We start from the raw sequence: 16570 nt of genomic DNA, 5'->3' as shown, positions 1-16570 counted from the left end.
CCCGCAACCACCGTCCAGTTGGCACGGTTCTGACCGTGCGGCGCGGAGTCCGGAGTACCGGGTCCGGGTCCGGACCGGTACGGTTGGGCACGGTCGTCATCCCTCGGTGCGCATCACCGGCCACCGGGTCGCACCCGCAGGGGCGGCGGACTACCACGGCCCCCGGCCGGCGCAGCCCCCGCGCCGCCGCGGCCCACCGGGTCGCCGCCTCCGCGGCCCACCGGGTCGTCGCCGGAGTCGACGAGGTGACAAAGGAGCACAAGATGACGTCCGATAGCCGGCGCCCGGACGGCCGCGAGGCGGACGGTACAGCCCCGAACGGACCCGTCCACGGCGCTCCCGTCGCCTACGGCTCCGATTTCCCCCCGGAGCCCGGCTTTCCCTCGGAGCCCGGCGAGCGCCCGGCGTACGCGTCATCCGGTGTGTTCGGTCTGTCCGAGCCCGGGGAGTACGACTTCGGCTCGGGTGCCGGCGCGTCGGCCTCCGGCTCCCTGGGTACCGACCCGGCGTCGCCGCCAGCCGCCTACCCACCGCCACCGGCCGCCTACTCCGCGCCGGCCATACCGACACAGGAACCACCGTCCAGCAGCACCTACGGCGGCTCCGGAAGCTCCTATGAGGAGGGTGGCTCCGCGGCCCCCCCGCTCCCCCAGCCGCGCGCGCCGTACGAGCCGCCCCCCGGGTACGCCCGCGCCTCCGTCGCCTCGCCGGCGGAGTCCACGTCGGGGTTCGCGGACAGTAGCGGGTCCGGCACGGGCACTCGCACGGGAATCCCGGCGGTCCCGCCCATCCCCAACCTCGAGAACACCACCTCGTTCCCCGGCTTCACGCCGGCTTCGTCCACGTCATCCGCGCAGATTCCCGCTCCCCGGTCGAGCGTTGAGCCATCGAGCGTAACGGCGTCGAGCGCCGATCGGTCGAGCGCCGAGCTTCAGTGGGGCGCACCGGCGGAGGAGTCGGCCGGCGTCGGGTGGGCGCCCGCCCCGGAGCCGTCCGGCGCATTCGGCTCACCGGCCGCTACGCCGACGTCCGGCGCATTCGGCTCCCCGGCGGCGGCATCCACGTCGGGCGCTTTCGGCTCCCCGGCGGCGGCATCCACGTCGGGCGCTTTCGGCTCCCCGGCGGGGGCGCCCACGTCGGGCGCGAGTGGCGGCCCCTACGCGGAGGCGGGTGGCGCGGCTCAGACCGGTGGCGAGTCGACGGGGTGGGCTGCCGGTTCGTACCACGCGTCCGGGGAGCCGAACGCCTGGCCGGCGAACGACGCCCAGTCCGGTGGCTTCGGCTCCTCACCAGCCGGCTCTTCGTACCCCGCCGACTCTTCGTCGTCTGCCGGCTCGTCCTCGGCCGGCGCCTCGTCGTCAACCGACTTCTCGTCGCCAGCGACTTCCTCATCGCCGGCCGACCCGTCGGCGGTGGCCGGCTACGGCACGGCCGACGGTACCTACGGCACGGCCGAGGGCGCTTACGGCACCTCGTCGGGCAGCCACGCCTCCTCGGGGAGCGGCTACGGCGCCGCGGAGAGCGGCTACGGCGCCGGCTACGACAGCGCGGAGGCGGGGCAGGCGACCTACGGCTCACCCACGGGCGTTCCGACCTCGGGCGGTCCCGGTGCCTACGGCCAGAGTTCCGGTACCCCGACCTGCTCCACCCCGGGCACCCCTTCCGACTTCTCCTCGTCCGGCGCCTTCACGGCGGGCGCCCCCACGTCCGGCGGCCCCGGCACGGACTTCTCCACGCCCTCGGGCGGGCCGGTATCCGGCGCACCCGACACCGGCTTCCCGTCTGCCGGCGCCCCGACGTCCGGCGCGCCCACATCAGGCGCTCCGACGTCAGGTGCGGCGGCGGGCAGCACGGCGGTACCCGGTATTCCTTGGAGCCCGCCGGCCGGCGTCCCAAGCTCCAACAGCCCGGCGCCGGGCGCCCACGACCCGGCCGGTGTCTACGGCTTCGCCACGCCGAGCGCCCCTCCCGGCAGCGACCCGGGCGGTGTCTACGGCTTCGCCACGTCGAGCGCCCCTCCGGCCAGCGACGCGGCGGCGGGCGGTGCCGCGTACGGCGCCGTGCCGAGCGCCGGCACCTACGTTCCCGCCGCCTATGGGTCGAGCACGTACGACTCCGCTCCCGCCGCGCCCCAGGGTGCCAGCGTGCGGGCCGTCGACGCCTACGGCTCGGCCCTTTCCGGCACCGCGACCGAGGGCGCCAGTGGGCCCGCGAACACGCCGCCGCAGATCCCTGGCGGGTATGGCACCGCGCCGGCCGGCGTGAGCGTGCCCGGCGGAGACACCACACCGCCGACCACCGGCACCTACGGCGTGCCGGCCCCGGGGTACGACCCGCAGGCAGCCCCGACGCCGGGTCAGCCCGCGGGCGGCGCGGCCCCGAACGGTGCCGCGGGCGCCACCGGCACGCCCCCGCGCGCGACCGGCCGGGCAGTCGCCGCGTCCGCGAGCGTCCCGGTGGTCAACCGGGTCACCCCGCCGCCGGACCAGCCCGTCCCGACCGCGTCGGGGCCCGCGGAGCCCCGCGTCTACGGCCGCTCCGCGGCCGTGCCGCCCGACGACGGCGCGCCCAGCATCTACGGCGCGCCGCCGCAGAATTCCGCCCCGCCGGGCTACACGCAGGTCCAGGTCGGTGTACGACCGGAAGGGCAGCCCGCCACCGGTGGCAGGTACGGAGCCGCCGCACCCGCCGCACCCGCCACGCCCTCGCCACCCGGTGGCATGTATGGAGCGGCCGCGCCAGCCTCCTCTCCGTCACCCGCCGCCGGCGCCATGTACGGAGCACCCGGCTCCACTCCGTCGCCGGCTGCCGGCGCCATGTACGGAGCTGCCGCACCGGCCTCCCCTCCATCGCCGGTGGCCGGTGGCATGTACGGAGCCGCCGCACCCGCCTCCCCGTCGCCAGCGGCGGGCGGCGGCACGTACGGGGCGGCACGTACGGCAGCGCCGGACGCGGCCGAGCAGGAGCGCTTCAACGCCTTCACCACCGGGGCGCCCACCAGCGCCCAACCGAGCCCGGACCCGACGCCCCCGCCGAAGAACGTACGGCTGCCGCTGGCGATCCTCGGTATCGTGGGCGCCGCCGCGCTGCTGCTGGTCGTGGCGTTCGGGATCACCTGGGTCGCGACCCGGCCCGGCACGCCCACCTTCGACGTGAACTCCTGCGTCCGCAAGGCGGGCGACCAGGCGGTGAAGGCCGACTGCGGCGAGTCCGGGGCGTTCACGATCGTGCAGAAGGTGGACCAGGTGAACCAGTGCGCCGATCCCACCCAGCCGCACGTGATCGTGCCCGCGAGCAAGGGTCGCGAGCAGGTGCTGTGCCTGAACCCGGCCGGGAAGTGACCGGGCACACAGCGCCGGCCTGAGCACATTCGGTCGCGAACTGTCGTACCCCGCGGCAATGCTTCGCCCATGTTGCGCGCAGTGTTGCCCAGCCGCCCCGAAGCCCGTCGTCTGCTGGTCGGCACGCTACTGTCCGCTATCGGGCGGGGGCTGACGCTCCCGTTCCTGTTCATCTACCTGACCAACGTGCGCGGCCTCTCCGACGGCCTGGCCGGCGTGGCCATCGGCTGGTTCGGGGTGGTGACGCTGGCGCTGTCCCCGATCGGCGGCACGCTGATCGACCGGTACGGCGCCCGGCGGATCGTGCTGCCCTGCTTCCTGATCGAGGCGGCCGGCACCGGCTCGCTGGCCCTGGCGGAGCGCCCGCTCGCGCTGTTCGCGGTGCTCACGGTGGCGGCGGCGGGTGCCTCGGCACTGTGGTCCGGGCAGGCCACGATCCTCGCCTCCCTCACCGGCGAGGGGGAGCGCCAGCGCGTCTTCGGGCTCCAGTTCGCCCTGCTCAACCTGGGTATCGGCACCGGCGGCGTGATCTCCGGCGCGGTCGTGGACGTGGCCCGCCCGGGCACCTTCCAGCTCATCTACCTGCTGGACGCGTGCACCTACCTCGCCCCGGCGCTGATCCTGATGAGCATGCCCGCGGTCGGCCGCCGGATCGCGGCGGGCGCGTCCGGCGGGGCCGCAGCGGGCCACGGGCGCGGCGGCTATCTCACGGTCCTGCGACACCGCCAGTTCCGCCGCCTCGTGATCTTCGGCCTGGTGCTCACCACCTGCGGGTACGCGCAGATCGAGGTCGGCTTCGCGGCGTTCGCGACCCGGGTGGTGGGCGTGAGCCCGAGGATCGTCGCCTGGGCGCTGGCGGCGAACACCGTGACCATCGTGGTGGCCCAACTCCTGGTGATCCGCAGCCTCGAGGGGCGCAGTCGCACCCGCGCGCTGGCCATGGTCGGCGGCATCTTCGCGGCGTCCTGGCTGGTGCTGGGCGCCTCGGGCGTGATCGACGGCTCCAGCGCGGTGCTGTCCGCGGGCGGCGTCATCCTGTGCTCCGCCATTTTCGCGATCGGCGAGACGCTGCTCTCCCCGGTCTTCCCGGCCCTGGTCAACGGGCTCGCCACCGACGAGTTGCGCGGCCGGTACAACGCCGTCAGCTCGATGATCTTAGGCGTCAGCGGCGTGGTGGGTCCGGTGACCGCGGGCCCGCTGATCGGCGCGGGCCGGAGCGGCCTGTGGGTGGCGCTCGTGGTCGGCGGGTCCCTGCTCGCCACGCTGCTCGCGCTCAGCCTGCACCGCCTGCTCACCCCGGAACAGGACGGCCGCGTGCCGGCGGCTGGTACCACGGCGGAGGACAGCGGGCACGCCGGCGCCGGTGACACAGACGCCCGCGCGGGCGAACCGACCGACGCCGAGGGCGAGCCGGTCCGGGTGTAGCCGGTCGCGGGCGCCAACGGCGTCATCCGGCAGGATGGGACGCATGACTGCGCCTCGTCCGACCGCCCGCGTCCGCGCTCCGGAACTGCGGGGGCGCGGTTGGCTCAACACCGGCGGGCGGGAGCTGACGCTGGCCGACCTGCGCGGCAAGATCGTTTTGCTCGATTTCTGGACCTTCTGCTGCGTCAACTGCCTGCACGTGCTGGACGAGTTGCGCCCGCTGGAGGACCGGTACGGCGACGTGCTGGTCGTGATCGGCGTGCACTCGCCGAAGTTCGAGCACGAGCGGGACGCGACGGCGCTGGCGGCGGCGGTCGAACGGTACGGGGTCACGCATCCGGTGCTGGACGACCCCGAGATGCGCATGTGGAACCAGTACGCGGCGAGGGCCTGGCCGACGCTGTCCGTGATCGACCCAGAGGGGTACGTGGTGGCGTCGATGGCCGGCGAGGGGCACGCCGAGGGGCTGGCCCGGCTGCTCGACGAGTTGATCGCCACCCATGAGGCGAGGGGCACGCTGCACCGGGGCGGCGGGCCGTACGTGCCGCCCGCCGAGCCGGCCACGGCGCTGCGGTTCCCGGGCAAGGCCGTGGCGCTGCCGGGCGGCGGGTTCCTGGTGTCGGATTCGGCCCGGCACGCGATCGTGGAACTGTCGGCGGACGCGGAGACCCCCGTGCGACGCATCGGCTCCGGTACCCGTGGCCGGGCGGACGGGAGCGCCGAGGCGGCCCAGTTCAGCGAGCCGCAGGGGCTGTGCCCGCTGCCGCCGCAGGTCGCCGGGGTGGCCGGGTACGACCTGGTCGTCGCCGACACGGTCAACCACCTGCTGCGCGGGGTGCGCCTGGCCACCGGCGAAGTGACCACGGTCGCCGGCACCGGGCGCCCGTGGCGGTCGACCGTCGACGCGCACGCCCACGACGCGCGGGCCGCCGACCTGTCGTCCCCCTGGGATCTGGCCTGGTACGACGACCGCGTGATCATCGCGATGGCCGGTATCCACCAGTTGTGGTGGTTCGACCCGATCAGGCGCACGATCGGCGTGTACGCCGGCACCACCGTGGAGGCCCTGCGCGACGGCCCGCTGCCGGACGTGTGGATGGCTCAGCCGTCCGGGCTGTCGACCGGCGTCGACGGGCGCCGGCTGTGGGTCGCGGACAGCGAGACGTCGGCACTGCGCTGGATCGAGGACGGCGCCCTGCACACCGCCGTCGGTCAGGGGCTGTTCGACTTCGGGCACGTGGACGGGCCCGCCGCCCAGGCGCTGCTCCAGCACCCCCTGGGCGTGTGCGCGCTGCCCGACGGGTCGGTGCTGGTGGCGGACACGTACAACGGGGCGGTCCGCCGGTTCGACCCGGCGAAGGAGCAGGTGTCCACCGTGGAGAGCGGGCTCGCCGAGCCCAGCGACGTGGCGTTGACCGCGGACGGCACGGTCGTCGTGGTCGAGTCGGCGGCGCATCGACTGGTCCGGCTGGCGCCGGGCGCCCTCGGCGAATCGGTCGTGGACGGGGATCGTCACCGCACCGAGCGCCCGCCCACCGACGTGGCACCCGGCGAGGTGAGCCTGGAGGTCATCTTCACCCCGGCGCCCGGCCAGAAGCTCGACGAGTCGTTCGGCCCGTCCACCCGGCTGGAGGTCTCGGCGTCCCCGCCGGAACTGCTGCTCGACGGGTCCGGCAGCACGACGGACCTGACCCGCCGGCTGGTGCTGAACGGCGCGGTCGAGGGCGGGGTGCTCCAGGTCGTGGCGCAGGCCGCCACCTGCGACGCCGACGTCGAGCACGCCGCCTGTCACCTCACCCGCCAGGACTGGGGCGTCCCGGTCCGCGTCAGGCCGGACGGCGCCGCCCGCCTCCCGCTCATCCTCCGCGGCCTCGACCGCTGAACCCCACCCTCCGCCCACGCGCGATCTTCAGGCCAGGTCGATGTAGATGTCGAAGCCGCCGGTCTCGGTGAAGCCGAGGCGGGTGTAGAGGCGGCCGGCGTTCTCGGTGTCGGGGTTGAGGTGGGCCAGGGTGGCGCCCGTCTCGAAGCCCCAGGCGCAGGCGGCGCCGGTCAGGGCCGCTCCGATCCCGCGCCGGCGGTACTCGGCGAGGACACCGACGCCGAAGATGCCCACCGCCTCGCCGGCCCAACCGCTGGACCGGATCGCGGTGACGACTCCCACCGGAATCCCGTCCAGCTCGGCGAGCAGCGGTCGGCACCGGGGGGACGTGACTTCCGGGGCCATCCAGGCGCGGGTGGCCGCCACGGAGTCGCCGAATGCGACGGCGTCGATGACGGCCGCGGTGTCCAGGTCTTCCGGGCGGGTGGGGCGGATGGTGAGGCCGGGTACCTCCGGGGCGGGCGCGAATGCCTCGGGGCGCAGCCCCATGCAGCGCTTGTAGAACAGGAATCTCCCGTGCGGCCACCGCGCGCCGGCCGGTACCCGCAGACCCCACGGCACGCCGAGGGCGGCGTACCAGTCGATCATGTCGGCGGGGGACGCGACGCTGACGTCGTGCACGTCGCCGCTGTTCCACTGCGCGAACGGCAGGCCGGAGGCCATCAGCCGGACGCCGGGCAGTTCCGCGACGCCGGCCCGGATCGCGCCGTGCACCTGCCACGCGTCCGCGTGGGCGGCGCGAACCCGGTCGGTGAGGGAAGTCTCGATCACAGCCACACGCTAAACCAGCCGCCCGACCCCGCCGATCTTGGAGTTGTGGTGGCGATCGCACCGAAACGGGCACCACACCTCCAAGATCGACCATGGCGGGGCGGGGCGGGGGCTCAGACGAACGGGGCCACGGACACGCCGGCACCGGTCAAGGCCGCCTTGACCGCCCTGGCCAGCACGACCGCCCCCGCCGTATCCCCGTGCAGGCAGATCGACTCGGCGCGGCACCGCAGCACCGTCCCGTCGGCGGCCTCGACCGTCCCGTCCACCGCCATGCGCAGCGCCCGGGCCGCCACGGTCGGGCCGTCCGTGATGAGCGCGCCGGGCTCGGTCCGCGGCACGAGCCGGCCGTCGCTCCGGTACCCGCGGTCCGCGAACGCCTCGCCGACCACCCTCAGGCCGGCCTCCGCGGCCACCCGCGCCAGGACCGAACCGGGCAGGGTCAGTACGGGGAGGCGGGCGTCGTAGTCAACCATCGCGGCGACCACGGCCTCCGCCTGGCCCTCGTCGACGCACGCGGTGTTGTAGAGCGCCCCGTGCGGCTTGACGTACGCGACGCCGACGCCGGCCGCGCGGCAGAAGCCGTCCAGCGCGGCGAGCTGGTACAGCACGTCGTCGCGGAGATCGGCGAACGCGTAGTCGATCCGGCGCCGGCCGAATCCGGCCAGGTCGCGGTACCCGACCTGGGCGCCGATCGCCACCCCGCGCCCGGCCGCCCACCGGCACGCCCGCCGCATGGTGCCCGGGTCGCCGGCGTGGAAGCCGCAGGCCACGTTGGCCGAGGTCACCACGTCGAGCAGCGCCTCGTCGTCGCCGAGTCGCCAGGCGCCGAAGCCCTCGCCGAGGTCCGCGTTGAGATCCATCGCCCTCACCGTACCGGCCCGCCGACCTCCCGGAACCGGACCGCGGTGCCCGGCCCGGCCTGGGCCAGCGGCGTCACGTCCTCGACCACGGCGATCACCGGGTACCCGCCGGTGGTGGGGTGGTCGGCCAGGAAGATCAGCGGCTCGCCCGCCGCCGGTACCTGCACCGCGCCGAGCACCAGCCCCTCGCTCGGCAACTCACCGCCCCGGGCCCGGCCCAGCCGGGCGCCGGACAGTCGGGCACCGACCCGGTTGCTCATCGGGCTGATCTTGTACTCGGTACTGAGCAGCGTGCCGCGGGCGTCGTCGGTGAACCAGTCCGCGCGCGGGCCGAACCGCACCGCGAGCAGCAGGTCGCCCGCGGGGGGACGCCACGGCGCGAAGTCCGCCGCCGGGAACCTCTCCGGCGTACCCAGGGGCAGCACGTCCCCGTCCCGCAGGGGGGCCGGGCCGAGCCCGGACAGCGTGTCGGTGGACCGCGATCCGAGCACCGGCGCCACCGCCAGCCCACCGCCGACGGCGAGGTAGGACCGGACGCCCGCGCGCGCCGGTCCGACGTCCACAGTGGTGCCGGCCGGCAGCGACAGGGGCGCCGCGAACTGGGCCGCCCGACCGTCCACCCGGACTTCGGCGTACGCGCCGGTGACCGCGACGGCCGCCGCGCGGCGCAACCGGATCGCACAGCCGGTCGCGGTGATCTCCAGGGCGGCAGCCCCCGGGGCGTTGCCGACGAGGCGGTTCGCGAGCGTGAGCGCGGGTGGGTCCAGTGCGCCCGACCGGGGTACGCCCAGGTGCGCGTACCCGGGGCGGCCCAGGTCCTGGACGGTGGTGAGCGCGCCGGCGCGCCGGACCTCGATCACCGCTCCACCAGCCGGACCCGGGTGCCGGGCGCGAGCAGCGCGGGCGGGTCGCGGTCCAGGTCGAACAGGGTGACCTCGGTCCGGCCGACCAGCCGCCATCCGCCCGGCGACCCGGACGGGTAGATGCCGGCGTACTCGCCCGCGAGCGCGACGGAACCGGCCGGCACCCTCGCCCGCGGGGTGTCGAGCCGGGGCACCGCCCACCGCGCCGGCAGTCCCGTGAGGTACGCGAACCCGGGAGCGAAGCCACAGAACGCCACGCGTAGTTCGGTGGCGCACAGGCGGCGCGCTGCCTCCGGTACCGGGATGGCCCAAAGCTCGGCCACGGCGGGCAGATCCTCACCGTCGAAGCGGACCGGGATCTCGACGAGCGGGCCGGACGCGGGCCCGGCGGCCGGCGGCGGCGGCCAGGCGGCGATGGCGACGGCCGTGGCGGCGGGGTCGGCGAGGCCGTCGATCAGCACCGAGCGCGCGCCTGGCACGATCTCGGCGGCGGCGAGCTGCCCGGCCTCGCGCCGGCGCCACAGTTCGGCGCGCCAGGACTCGACGGCGGCCCCGTCGGCGCACTCGATGAGCAGGCCGGACGGGCCGGCGCGGCGCAGCCCGGTCATCCGGCCGCTCCCGGCCCGTGATTTGATTCACTACCTCCTGGTAACCTACGGTGTCGTAACCTGATCGCGTGACCGTCTCCGCACCCCGGCTGCGGCCGGTGGACATCGGCAAACCGCGGCTGCGCGGCTGGCTGCACACCTACGCGTTCTTCGCCGGCGGCCTGGCCGGCATCGTCCTGTGTGCCCTGGCCGCGACGCGTCCGGGCATCGCCCCGCTGGTGAGCTGCGCGATCTACAGCCTGACCGTGTGCGGGCTGTTCGGGGTCAGCGCGCTGTACCACCGGCGGGTCTGGTCGGAGCGCGGTTACCAAGTCATGCGGCGACTGGACCATTCGATGATTTTCGTCTTCATCGCCGGCACGTACACCCCGTTCTCGGTGCTGCTGCTGCCGCCGGACCGGGCGCGGGTCATCCTGGGCGTGGTCTGGGGCGGCGCCATGCTCGGCGTGGCGCTGAAGATGATCTGGCCGCACGCGCCGCGCTGGTTCGGCGCCCCGCTGTACATCGCGCTCGGCTGGGTGGCGATCGCGGTGCTCCCCGACATCCTGCGCCGCGGCGGCGTGGCGGCGCTGGTGCTGCTGCTGATCGGTGGCGTGGCCTACAGCGTGGGCGCCGTCTTCTACGCGCTGCGCCGGCCGAATCCGTGGCCGACCATCTTCGGCCACCACGAGTTCTTCCACGCCTGCACGCTGGTCGCCGCGCTCTGCCACCACGTGGCCATCTACTTCGGACTGTTCGCCTGACCGGCCGCCGGCAGCCCAGGGCACGGGCCGGCCGACCCGCGCCGCCGGCCCCAAGCCGCCCGTGAGGCACCGGCGTTGACGGTTTACCCAGGCGTCACTTCGCTCCATCAGGCAAGCTTGTGCCCATGACCGACCGCTCGCTGGTGTTGCTGCGGCACGCGAAGGCCGAGCAGGCGCCGAACCTGCCCGATGAGGACCGTCCCCTGACCGCCCGCGGTCTCGCCGACTCGACCACCGCCGGCGCCTGGCTTGCCCGGCGCGGGTACCTTCCGGCTCTCGTTCTCTGCTCGCCCGCCCGGCGGACCCGCCAGACCTGGCACGGGGTGGCGGTGGCGTTCGCCGACACGGTGGACGGCGCGGCGCCCGAGGTGCGCTACCAGCGGGAGATCTACGGGAGCGCGACGGAAAGGCTGCTCGCCCTGGTCCGGGCCGCGCCGGCGACGGTCGCGACGATCCTGCTGGTCGGCCACAACCCGGCCATCTCGCAGCTGTCCACGCTGCTGGACCCGGACGGCACCGCGGATTCGGACGGGCTGCGGACGGCGGGCATCGCCGTGCACGGCGTCACCGGATCGTGGGCGGAGTGCACGCCCGGGGCGGCGCGCCTGGTCGCCTCGCACACCGCCCGCGGCTGAGGCCGCCGCCCGCGACTACGGGCCGCTGGGCGGGGGCGGGATCGACGAGTCGGGCGGCTCGGGCTGCACCGGGCGGCCCGACTGGTCGTGGGCGATCTTGGTTTCCTCGACCACGGTCACCAGGCCGCGGCGCCGCCGGTCGTTCCAGAACCAGAGGGTGAGGGCAAGGACCAGGATTCCGGTCAGGATCAGCACCCAGCCGATCACGTGCAGGTCGAGCACGCGGAGATCCGCCCGGACTCCCCAGACCAGGATCGCGCCGATCGCGATGAGAAAGATCCCGCCACCTATGCCCATACGACCTCCTATCCGGTAAAGCCAGGCTAACCGGATAGGAGGCACTTCGCAGGCATCCGCGGAGACACGGCCGACGGGGCACCCCGCCGGCCACGCCCGTCACGCCGGACTCAGAACGCCTCTTCGGGCAGGTCCATCAGGTCCAGCGAGGTGGACTCGACGATCCGCCGGTCGGCGCCGATGCGGGGCAGTACCTCGTGGGCGAAGAACCGGGCGGCGGCCACCTTGCCGGTGTAGAAGGCGCGGTCGGCGGCGGAGACCTCGCCGTTCAGCGCCCGCAGCGCCACCTCGGCCTGCCGCTGGAGTAGCCAGCCGACCACCAGGTCGCCCAGCGCCAGCAGCAGCCGGCGACTGTTCAGCCCCACCTTGTACAGCGCCCGCGGCTCACCGCCCTGCGCCTCGCCGAGCCAGCCGGTCAGCACGCCGAGCATCTTCTGGACCTCGGCCAGCGCCTTGCCCAGCGCCAGCCGCTCCTCCTTGAGTTCCCCGTCGCCACCCTCGGACTCGACGAACTGCTGGATCTCGCCGGCCACGGTCAGCAGCGACGCGCCGCCGTCCTTCACGATCTTCCGGAAGAACAGGTCGAGGCTCTGGATCGCGGTGGTCCCCTCGTAGAGGGTGTCGATCTTCGAGTCGCGGACGTACTGCTCCACCGGGTAGTCCTGGAGGAAGCCGGAGCCGCCGAAGGTCTGTAGCGACTCGTGGCCGAGCAGTTCGTACGCCCGCTCCGAGCCGCACCCCTTGATCAGCGGCAGCAGCAGGTCGTTGACCCGCTTGGCGAGCTTGACCTGCGCCTCGTCGCCGGCCGCCGCCCCGATGTTGATCCGGTCCTGCCAGGTCGCCGTGTAGCAGACCAGGGCACGCAGGCCCTCCGCGTACGCCTTCTGGAGCATCAGCGAGCGGCGGACGTCCGGGTGGTGGGTGATCGTGACCCGGGGCGCCGTCTTGTCGCCCTGGCGCAGCAGGTCCGCGCCCTGCACCCGGTTCTTCGCGTACTCGAGCGCGTTCAGGTACCCGGTCGAGAGGGTGGCGATCGCCTTCGTGCCGACCATCATCCGGGCGTACTCGATGATCAGGAACATCTGCCGGATGCCGTCGTGCACGTCCCCGAGCAGCCAGCCCTTGGCCGGGGTGCCGTGCTCGCCGAACGTCAGCTCGCAGGTGGTGGAGACCTTCAGCCCCATCTTGTGCTCGACGTTGGTGGCGAACACGCCGTTGCGCTCGCCCAGGTCGCCGGTCTTCGGGTCGAAGTGGAACTTCGGCACCACGAACAGCGACAGGCCCTTGGTGCCCGGGCCGCCCGCCCCCTCGACGCCGACCGGCCGGGCCAGCACGTAATGGATGATGTTCTCGCTCAGGTCGTGCTCGCCGGAGGTGATGAACCGCTTCACACCCTCGATGTGGTACGAGCCGTCCGGCTGCGCGATGGCGCGGGTGCGCCCGGCGCCGACATCCGAGCCCGCGTCCGGCTCGGTCAGCACCATCGTCGAGGCCCACTGCTTCTCGACGAACAGCCTGGCCCACTCCTTCTGCTCCGGCGTCCCCTCCAGGTAGAGGGTGTGTGCGAAGGACGGGCCCGAGGCGTACATCCAGACCGGCGCGTTGGCGCCGAGCACGAGGTCGGCCAGCGACCACCACAGCGCGCGGGGCGCGTTCGTGCCGCCGAGCGCCGCGGGCAGGTCCAGCCGCCAGAACTCGGCGGCCATGAAGGCGTCGAACGACTTGCGGAACTCGTCCGGCATGGTCAGCGAGTGCGTGGCCGGGTCGAACACCGGCGGGTTCCGGTCGCCGGCCGCGAAGCTGGGGGCGAGATCCTCGCGGGCGAGGCGGTCCACCTCGGCGAGGATGCTGCGGGCCGTGTCCACGTCCAGTTCGGTGTACGGCTCGTGGCCGAACGCCCGATCGGCCCCGAAGACCTCGAAGAGGTTGAACTCCAGGTCCCGCAGGTTGCTTCGGTAGTGACTCATGATCGCGCTGGCCCCCGCTTCTCGCCGCGTGGTTACCGGTCGGTAACCTGCACTGTATTACCGGCCGGTAGGAAGCGGCAAGTTGGATCTTGACCGCGCGCCGGTCACGGGCCCGCGGTGCGGGCCGCTTTACCTCCATTCGGGCGATTTGCAAGCAGCCACGCCGGTCATTTCGTGACCGACCGTGTTGGCGATCGTTTCTCGCAGTGAACGCGCCCAAGCGGGGGGCGCGCCGGCCCGGGGAGGCAACCCCATGCTCAATCGACTGATCGTTCTGCTCCGGCAGCAGCAGCACCACCGGTACGTCGGGCGGCACCGCGCCGCGCAACCGGCACCCGAACCGCCCGTGGCGGCGGCCGCCGAGGTGAACGGCTAGGTGCCATTCGTCCCGACTTCCCAGCTCGGGACCGCGGCCGTGGTGACCGCCTGCGTGCCGGTGTACTCCATCAGCACCAGCGCGATGTCGTCGTCCAGCCGCCCGCGCACCCACTCCACCAGGGCGCTCTCCAGCGACGCCAGCCCGTCCCCGACGGTCCCGTGGCCCAGCAACTGCCAGGCACGCTCCGCGGTCGGGAAGAACTCGCCGTCCCGGCGCGCCTCGCCCAGGCCGTCCGTGAACAGCAGCAACCGGTCGCCCGGCTCCAACCGCTCCACCCGGGGCCGCACCACCGGCATGAAGCCCAGCGGCGGCGCCGGCGACGGCGGCTCCAGCGTGATCACCTGACCGCGCCGCAGCAGCAACGGCGACGGGTGACCGCAGTTGACGATCGTCAGCGTCCCGCCGCGCTCCTCCACCAGCGCCGCCGTGACGAAATCCTCCTCGCCCACCGACCGCGCCACCGCCCGGTCCAGGTCACCCACGATCGCGCGCAGGTCCGCCCGCTCATACGCCACATGCCGGTACGACCCGAGCACGATGCTGCCCAGCCGGACCGCGTCCAGCCCCTTGCCGCGCACGTCGCCGATGAGGATCCGCACACCGTACGGGGTGTCCAGCGCCTCGTAAAGGTCCCCGCCGATGTCCGCCGCCGCGCTCGCCGAGATGTACCGGCCGGCGATCGCCATCGTCCCGATCCGCGGACCTAACGGCCGCAGCACCGCCTGCTGCGCCACCGACGCCAGCCGCGATAACTCCGCGATCCGCTCCGCCTGCCGGCTGCGCACCGCCGCCACCGCCGCCGCGATACCGGTGGCCAGCACCACGCCCAGGATGTTCACCGCCGTCGCCAGCCGGAACGGCGGCCCGTTCAGGGCGAACGCCACGCTGATCGCGGTCGACGCCACGCCCACGCCCAGCACCACGGTCCACGACGCGAACGCCGCCGCGAGGAACGGCGCGGCCGCCACCAGTCCCAGATAATTCGCCTGCGCGCCGTCGGCCCACTCCACCACGGAGACGAGCGAAAGCAGCATGACGGCCGCGCCAAGACCGGCGCGGGAACCGGAGCTCATCGGGCGTCGACCCGAGACGAAGGCACGCATGGCTACGCGGAACAGCATGCCTGATCGACGGCCGCGACTGAACGGTTTTGACCCGTCGTCCGAGCGGGTTTTGTCCCGCCCGACGCCACGTCACGCCGGCCGGACGATCCTGCCCTCCGGGCGGACCTGTTTCGTCCGGTCCCGCAACCATCGTGCTGTGCCCGAGCGTCCACGATCAAGATGATGACGCGGCTCGCAGGCCGCCTACCACCGGGCCGACCCCCGGTCGCACGCGTCACCGGATGATGCCGTGGGGACCCAACCGGAGCCGGGGCGATCACGGCCGACGCAGGCGCAGCCACTTGACGTGGGTGAGCGCGGCGGCCACGAACAGCAGCCAGGCGAGCACGATCGCGCTCCGCTGCCCGCCGCTGTCGACCCCGAACGCCAGCCGGGACGTGCACAGCGCCACCCACGCGGCGGCAAGCAGCACGAACACCAGGGAAAGCAGCCTCGGCGCGGGAATGAGCCGGTCCCGCCACGGGACGGCGGCACCCGGGTGACGGCGGCTGCCGAGGACAAGGGCGACGGCGACACCGGCGGAGAGCAGCCCGGCCACGCCGAACACCACATCCATAACGGGAGCCACCGACGCCATGGCGGCAGAGTATCGGCTGGCGATACCCCGGACCGCCCCTCCGCCCCGCCGCTGCCGTTGCCCGTCGAACTCTTCGCCCGCATCCTGGCGCCCATGGCGCGTCGACCCGTTGTGGATCGCACAGATACTCGACGAAATGTTCCCGGCCGGGCGGCAAGCCCGAGCATGATGGGCGGTGACTCGGGAGGGAGCGTGCGATGATCGGCACGTTGCGCGCGGTGGTGCTCGACGCGCCCGACGTCCGACGGATCGCCGCGTTCTACACCGCCCTCCTCGGGCGGACCGAGCGGTCCACCGAAGACGACTGGATCTCGATGGAAACCCGGGACGGGTGGCGCATCGCCGTCCAGCACAGCCCCGACCGCGTACCGCCGCGGTGGCCCGACCCGGCGTACCCGCAGCAGGCGCACCTCGACCTACGCGTGCCGGACCTCGACGCCGCCTCGGCGAAGGCGGTCGAACTGGGCGCCGAGCCGCTGCGCAAGAACCAGAACTTCCACACGCTGGCCGACCCGGCCGGGCACCCGTTCGACCTGTGCCTGTTCCCGGCAACGCCGGAAACCACTCTCGCGGACGTGATGCTCGACTGCCCCGACGCCAAAAACCTGAGCACGTTCTACGCAACACTCCTCGGCAAGCCCGTCACGTACGAGGGCGAAGGCGTGGCGATGATCGGCGAGGACGGGGCACAGCCGGTGATGTTCCAACAGATCGCCGAGTACCAGGCGCCGCGGTGGCCCGACCCCGCGTATCCGCAGCAGTTCCATCTCGACGTCACGGTCGACAACATCGACGCGGCCGAGGCGGCGGCGCTGAAGCTCGGCGCCACCTCACTGGCCTCGGGCGGGGTGAACTGGCGGGTCTACGCCGACCCTGCCGGCAAGCCCTTCTGCCTCTGCTGGGACTAATGACCCACGCCCTGTTTCAGCTCCCCCGGAAGCCCCGGCAGGGATTTGGGCAGGGTCAGAGGCAGCTCGGCCGCAGATCCCGAGGCGTGTAGGTGATCTCAGCGCGCCTTCCGGTGTCGACGTCTGGCCAGGCTGGTGGACGGATGAGACGGACACGGACTCCCTGGAAGAGGAGTTCACGGCCAGG

Annotated in this window: 15 protein-coding genes; 7 read left to right on the top strand and 8 right to left on the bottom strand. The window is 73.6% G+C overall.

What is annotated here, in order from left to right; translation table 11 throughout:
- Window positions 1-1412: 1412 nt before the first annotated feature.
- The 3 genes from KJS59_RS21475 (at window position 1413) to KJS59_RS21465 (ending at window position 6648) form a co-directional block, all read left to right on the top strand.
- On the top strand, window positions 1413-3341 hold the full coding sequence (locus tag KJS59_RS21475; protein ID WP_213454757.1) for a hypothetical protein: 1929 nt from the start codon (window positions 1413-1415) through the stop codon (window positions 3339-3341).
- A gap of 69 nt (window positions 3342-3410) precedes the next feature.
- Complete coding sequence (locus tag KJS59_RS21470; RefSeq protein WP_213454756.1) at window positions 3411-4766, top strand: MFS transporter; 1356 nt, start codon at window positions 3411-3413, stop codon at window positions 4764-4766.
- A gap of 43 nt (window positions 4767-4809) precedes the next feature.
- Window positions 4810-6648, top strand: coding sequence for an NHL domain-containing thioredoxin family protein (locus KJS59_RS21465; RefSeq protein WP_213454755.1), 1839 nt, complete (start codon window positions 4810-4812; stop codon window positions 6646-6648).
- Between the two features lie 27 nt (window positions 6649-6675).
- On the opposite strand, the gene KJS59_RS21460 is transcribed toward KJS59_RS21465, so the two are convergent.
- The 4 genes from KJS59_RS21460 to KJS59_RS21445 all read right to left on the bottom strand — a co-directional run bounded on the left by KJS59_RS21460 (window position 6676) and on the right by KJS59_RS21445 (window position 9753).
- A complete protein-coding gene (locus KJS59_RS21460; RefSeq protein ID WP_213454754.1) occupies window positions 6676-7419 on the bottom strand; it encodes a GNAT family N-acetyltransferase in 744 nt (247 codons plus the stop codon).
- 113 nt (window positions 7420-7532) lie between these two features.
- Window positions 7533-8282 (bottom strand): LamB/YcsF family protein, encoded by a 750-nt coding sequence (locus tag KJS59_RS21455; RefSeq protein WP_213454753.1) that lies wholly within the window; start codon window positions 8280-8282, stop codon window positions 7533-7535.
- A 5-nt stretch (window positions 8283-8287) separates the two neighbouring features.
- Complete coding sequence (locus tag KJS59_RS21450) at window positions 8288-9241, bottom strand: 5-oxoprolinase subunit C family protein (protein ID WP_213454752.1); 954 nt, start codon at window positions 9239-9241, stop codon at window positions 8288-8290.
- Entirely contained in the window at window positions 9139-9753 is a 615-nt protein-coding gene (locus KJS59_RS21445) for a 5-oxoprolinase subunit B family protein (protein ID WP_213454751.1), read from the bottom strand. Before KJS59_RS21445 ends, KJS59_RS21450 begins: the two co-directional genes overlap by 103 nt.
- 68 nt (window positions 9754-9821) lie before the next feature.
- Here KJS59_RS21445 and trhA point away from each other — a divergent pair, with 68 nt between their 5' ends.
- Both trhA and KJS59_RS21435 read left to right on the top strand, forming a co-directional pair.
- Window positions 9822-10496 (top strand): PAQR family membrane homeostasis protein TrhA, encoded by a 675-nt coding sequence (gene trhA / locus KJS59_RS21440; RefSeq protein WP_213454750.1) that lies wholly within the window; start codon window positions 9822-9824, stop codon window positions 10494-10496.
- A 125-nt stretch (window positions 10497-10621) separates the two neighbouring features.
- Entirely contained in the window at window positions 10622-11131 is a 510-nt protein-coding gene (locus tag KJS59_RS21435; protein ID WP_213454749.1) for a SixA phosphatase family protein, read from the top strand.
- 15 nt (window positions 11132-11146) lie between these two features.
- Here the strand turns inward: KJS59_RS21435 and KJS59_RS21430 are convergent, their stop codons facing one another.
- Together KJS59_RS21430 and KJS59_RS21425 are read right to left on the bottom strand one after the other, a co-directional pair.
- Window positions 11147-11428 (bottom strand): DUF6458 family protein, encoded by a 282-nt coding sequence (locus tag KJS59_RS21430; protein WP_213454748.1) that lies wholly within the window; start codon window positions 11426-11428, stop codon window positions 11147-11149.
- A gap of 110 nt (window positions 11429-11538) precedes the next feature.
- The gene (locus KJS59_RS21425) at window positions 11539-13395 is read right to left on the bottom strand and encodes an acyl-CoA dehydrogenase (protein WP_213454747.1); all 1857 of its coding nucleotides are present in this window, start codon (window positions 13393-13395) and stop codon (window positions 11539-11541) included.
- 253 nt (window positions 13396-13648) lie between these two features.
- Between KJS59_RS21425 and KJS59_RS31840 the strand changes: the two genes are divergently transcribed.
- On the top strand, window positions 13649-13771 hold the full coding sequence (locus tag KJS59_RS31840; protein ID WP_283775836.1) for a hypothetical protein: 123 nt from the start codon (window positions 13649-13651) through the stop codon (window positions 13769-13771).
- Here the strand turns inward: KJS59_RS31840 and KJS59_RS21420 are convergent.
- Window positions 13768-14895: a PP2C family protein-serine/threonine phosphatase gene (locus tag KJS59_RS21420; protein ID WP_213454746.1), complete on the bottom strand. Its 1128-nt coding sequence runs from the start codon at window positions 14893-14895 to the stop codon at window positions 13768-13770. The two genes, KJS59_RS31840 and KJS59_RS21420, sit on opposite strands and share 4 nt — an antisense overlap.
- Window positions 14896-15154: 259 nt before the next feature.
- A complete protein-coding gene (locus KJS59_RS21415) occupies window positions 15155-15475 on the bottom strand; it encodes a hypothetical protein (protein ID WP_213454745.1) in 321 nt (106 codons plus the stop codon).
- A gap of 197 nt (window positions 15476-15672) precedes the next feature.
- Between KJS59_RS21415 and KJS59_RS21410 the strand changes: the two genes are divergently transcribed.
- Window positions 15673-16383, top strand: coding sequence for a VOC family protein (locus tag KJS59_RS21410; protein ID WP_213454744.1), 711 nt, complete (start codon window positions 15673-15675; stop codon window positions 16381-16383).
- Window positions 16384-16570 lie beyond the last annotated feature (187 nt).

Origin of the sequence: Rhizomonospora bruguierae (assembly GCF_018397995.1) — a bacterium.
In the GTDB taxonomy this organism is placed as follows: domain Bacteria; phylum Actinomycetota; class Actinomycetes; order Mycobacteriales; family Micromonosporaceae; genus Rhizomonospora; species Rhizomonospora bruguierae.
The sequence above is the reverse complement of the archived record's forward strand: the minus strand, read 5'-3'. Positions and strand labels throughout refer to the sequence as shown.

What these genes read in the sequence shown, in the direction of transcription:
- KJS59_RS21470 (WP_213454756.1), top strand. Translation starts at nt 3,411, where the DNA reads ATGTTGCGCGCAGTGTTGCCCAGCCGCCCCGAAGCCCGTCGTCTGCTG.
- KJS59_RS21465 (WP_213454755.1), top strand. Translation starts at nt 4,810, where the DNA reads ATGACTGCGCCTCGTCCGACCGCCCGCGTCCGCGCTCCGGAACTGCGG.
- KJS59_RS21455 (WP_213454753.1), bottom strand. Translation starts at nt 8,282, where the DNA reads ATGGATCTCAACGCGGACCTCGGCGAGGGCTTCGGCGCCTGGCGACTC.
- KJS59_RS21450 (WP_213454752.1), bottom strand. Translation starts at nt 9,241, where the DNA reads ATGGCGGCTGGTCGGCCGGACCGAGGTCACCCTGTTCGACCTGGACCG.
- KJS59_RS21445 (WP_213454751.1), bottom strand. Translation starts at nt 9,753, where the DNA reads ATGACCGGGCTGCGCCGCGCCGGCCCGTCCGGCCTGCTCATCGAGTGC.
- KJS59_RS21435 (WP_213454749.1), top strand. Translation starts at nt 10,622, where the DNA reads ATGACCGACCGCTCGCTGGTGTTGCTGCGGCACGCGAAGGCCGAGCAG.
- KJS59_RS21430 (WP_213454748.1), bottom strand. Translation starts at nt 11,428, where the DNA reads ATGGGCATAGGTGGCGGGATCTTTCTCATCGCGATCGGCGCGATCCTG.
- KJS59_RS21425 (WP_213454747.1), bottom strand. Translation starts at nt 13,395, where the DNA reads ATGAGTCACTACCGAAGCAACCTGCGGGACCTGGAGTTCAACCTCTTC.
- KJS59_RS31840 (WP_283775836.1), top strand. Translation starts at nt 13,649, where the DNA reads ATGCTCAATCGACTGATCGTTCTGCTCCGGCAGCAGCAGCACCACCGG.
- KJS59_RS21420 (WP_213454746.1), bottom strand. Translation starts at nt 14,895, where the DNA reads ATGCTGTTCCGCGTAGCCATGCGTGCCTTCGTCTCGGGTCGACGCCCG.
- KJS59_RS21415 (WP_213454745.1), bottom strand. Translation starts at nt 15,475, where the DNA reads ATGGCGTCGGTGGCTCCCGTTATGGATGTGGTGTTCGGCGTGGCCGGG.
- KJS59_RS21410 (WP_213454744.1), top strand. Translation starts at nt 15,673, where the DNA reads ATGATCGGCACGTTGCGCGCGGTGGTGCTCGACGCGCCCGACGTCCGA.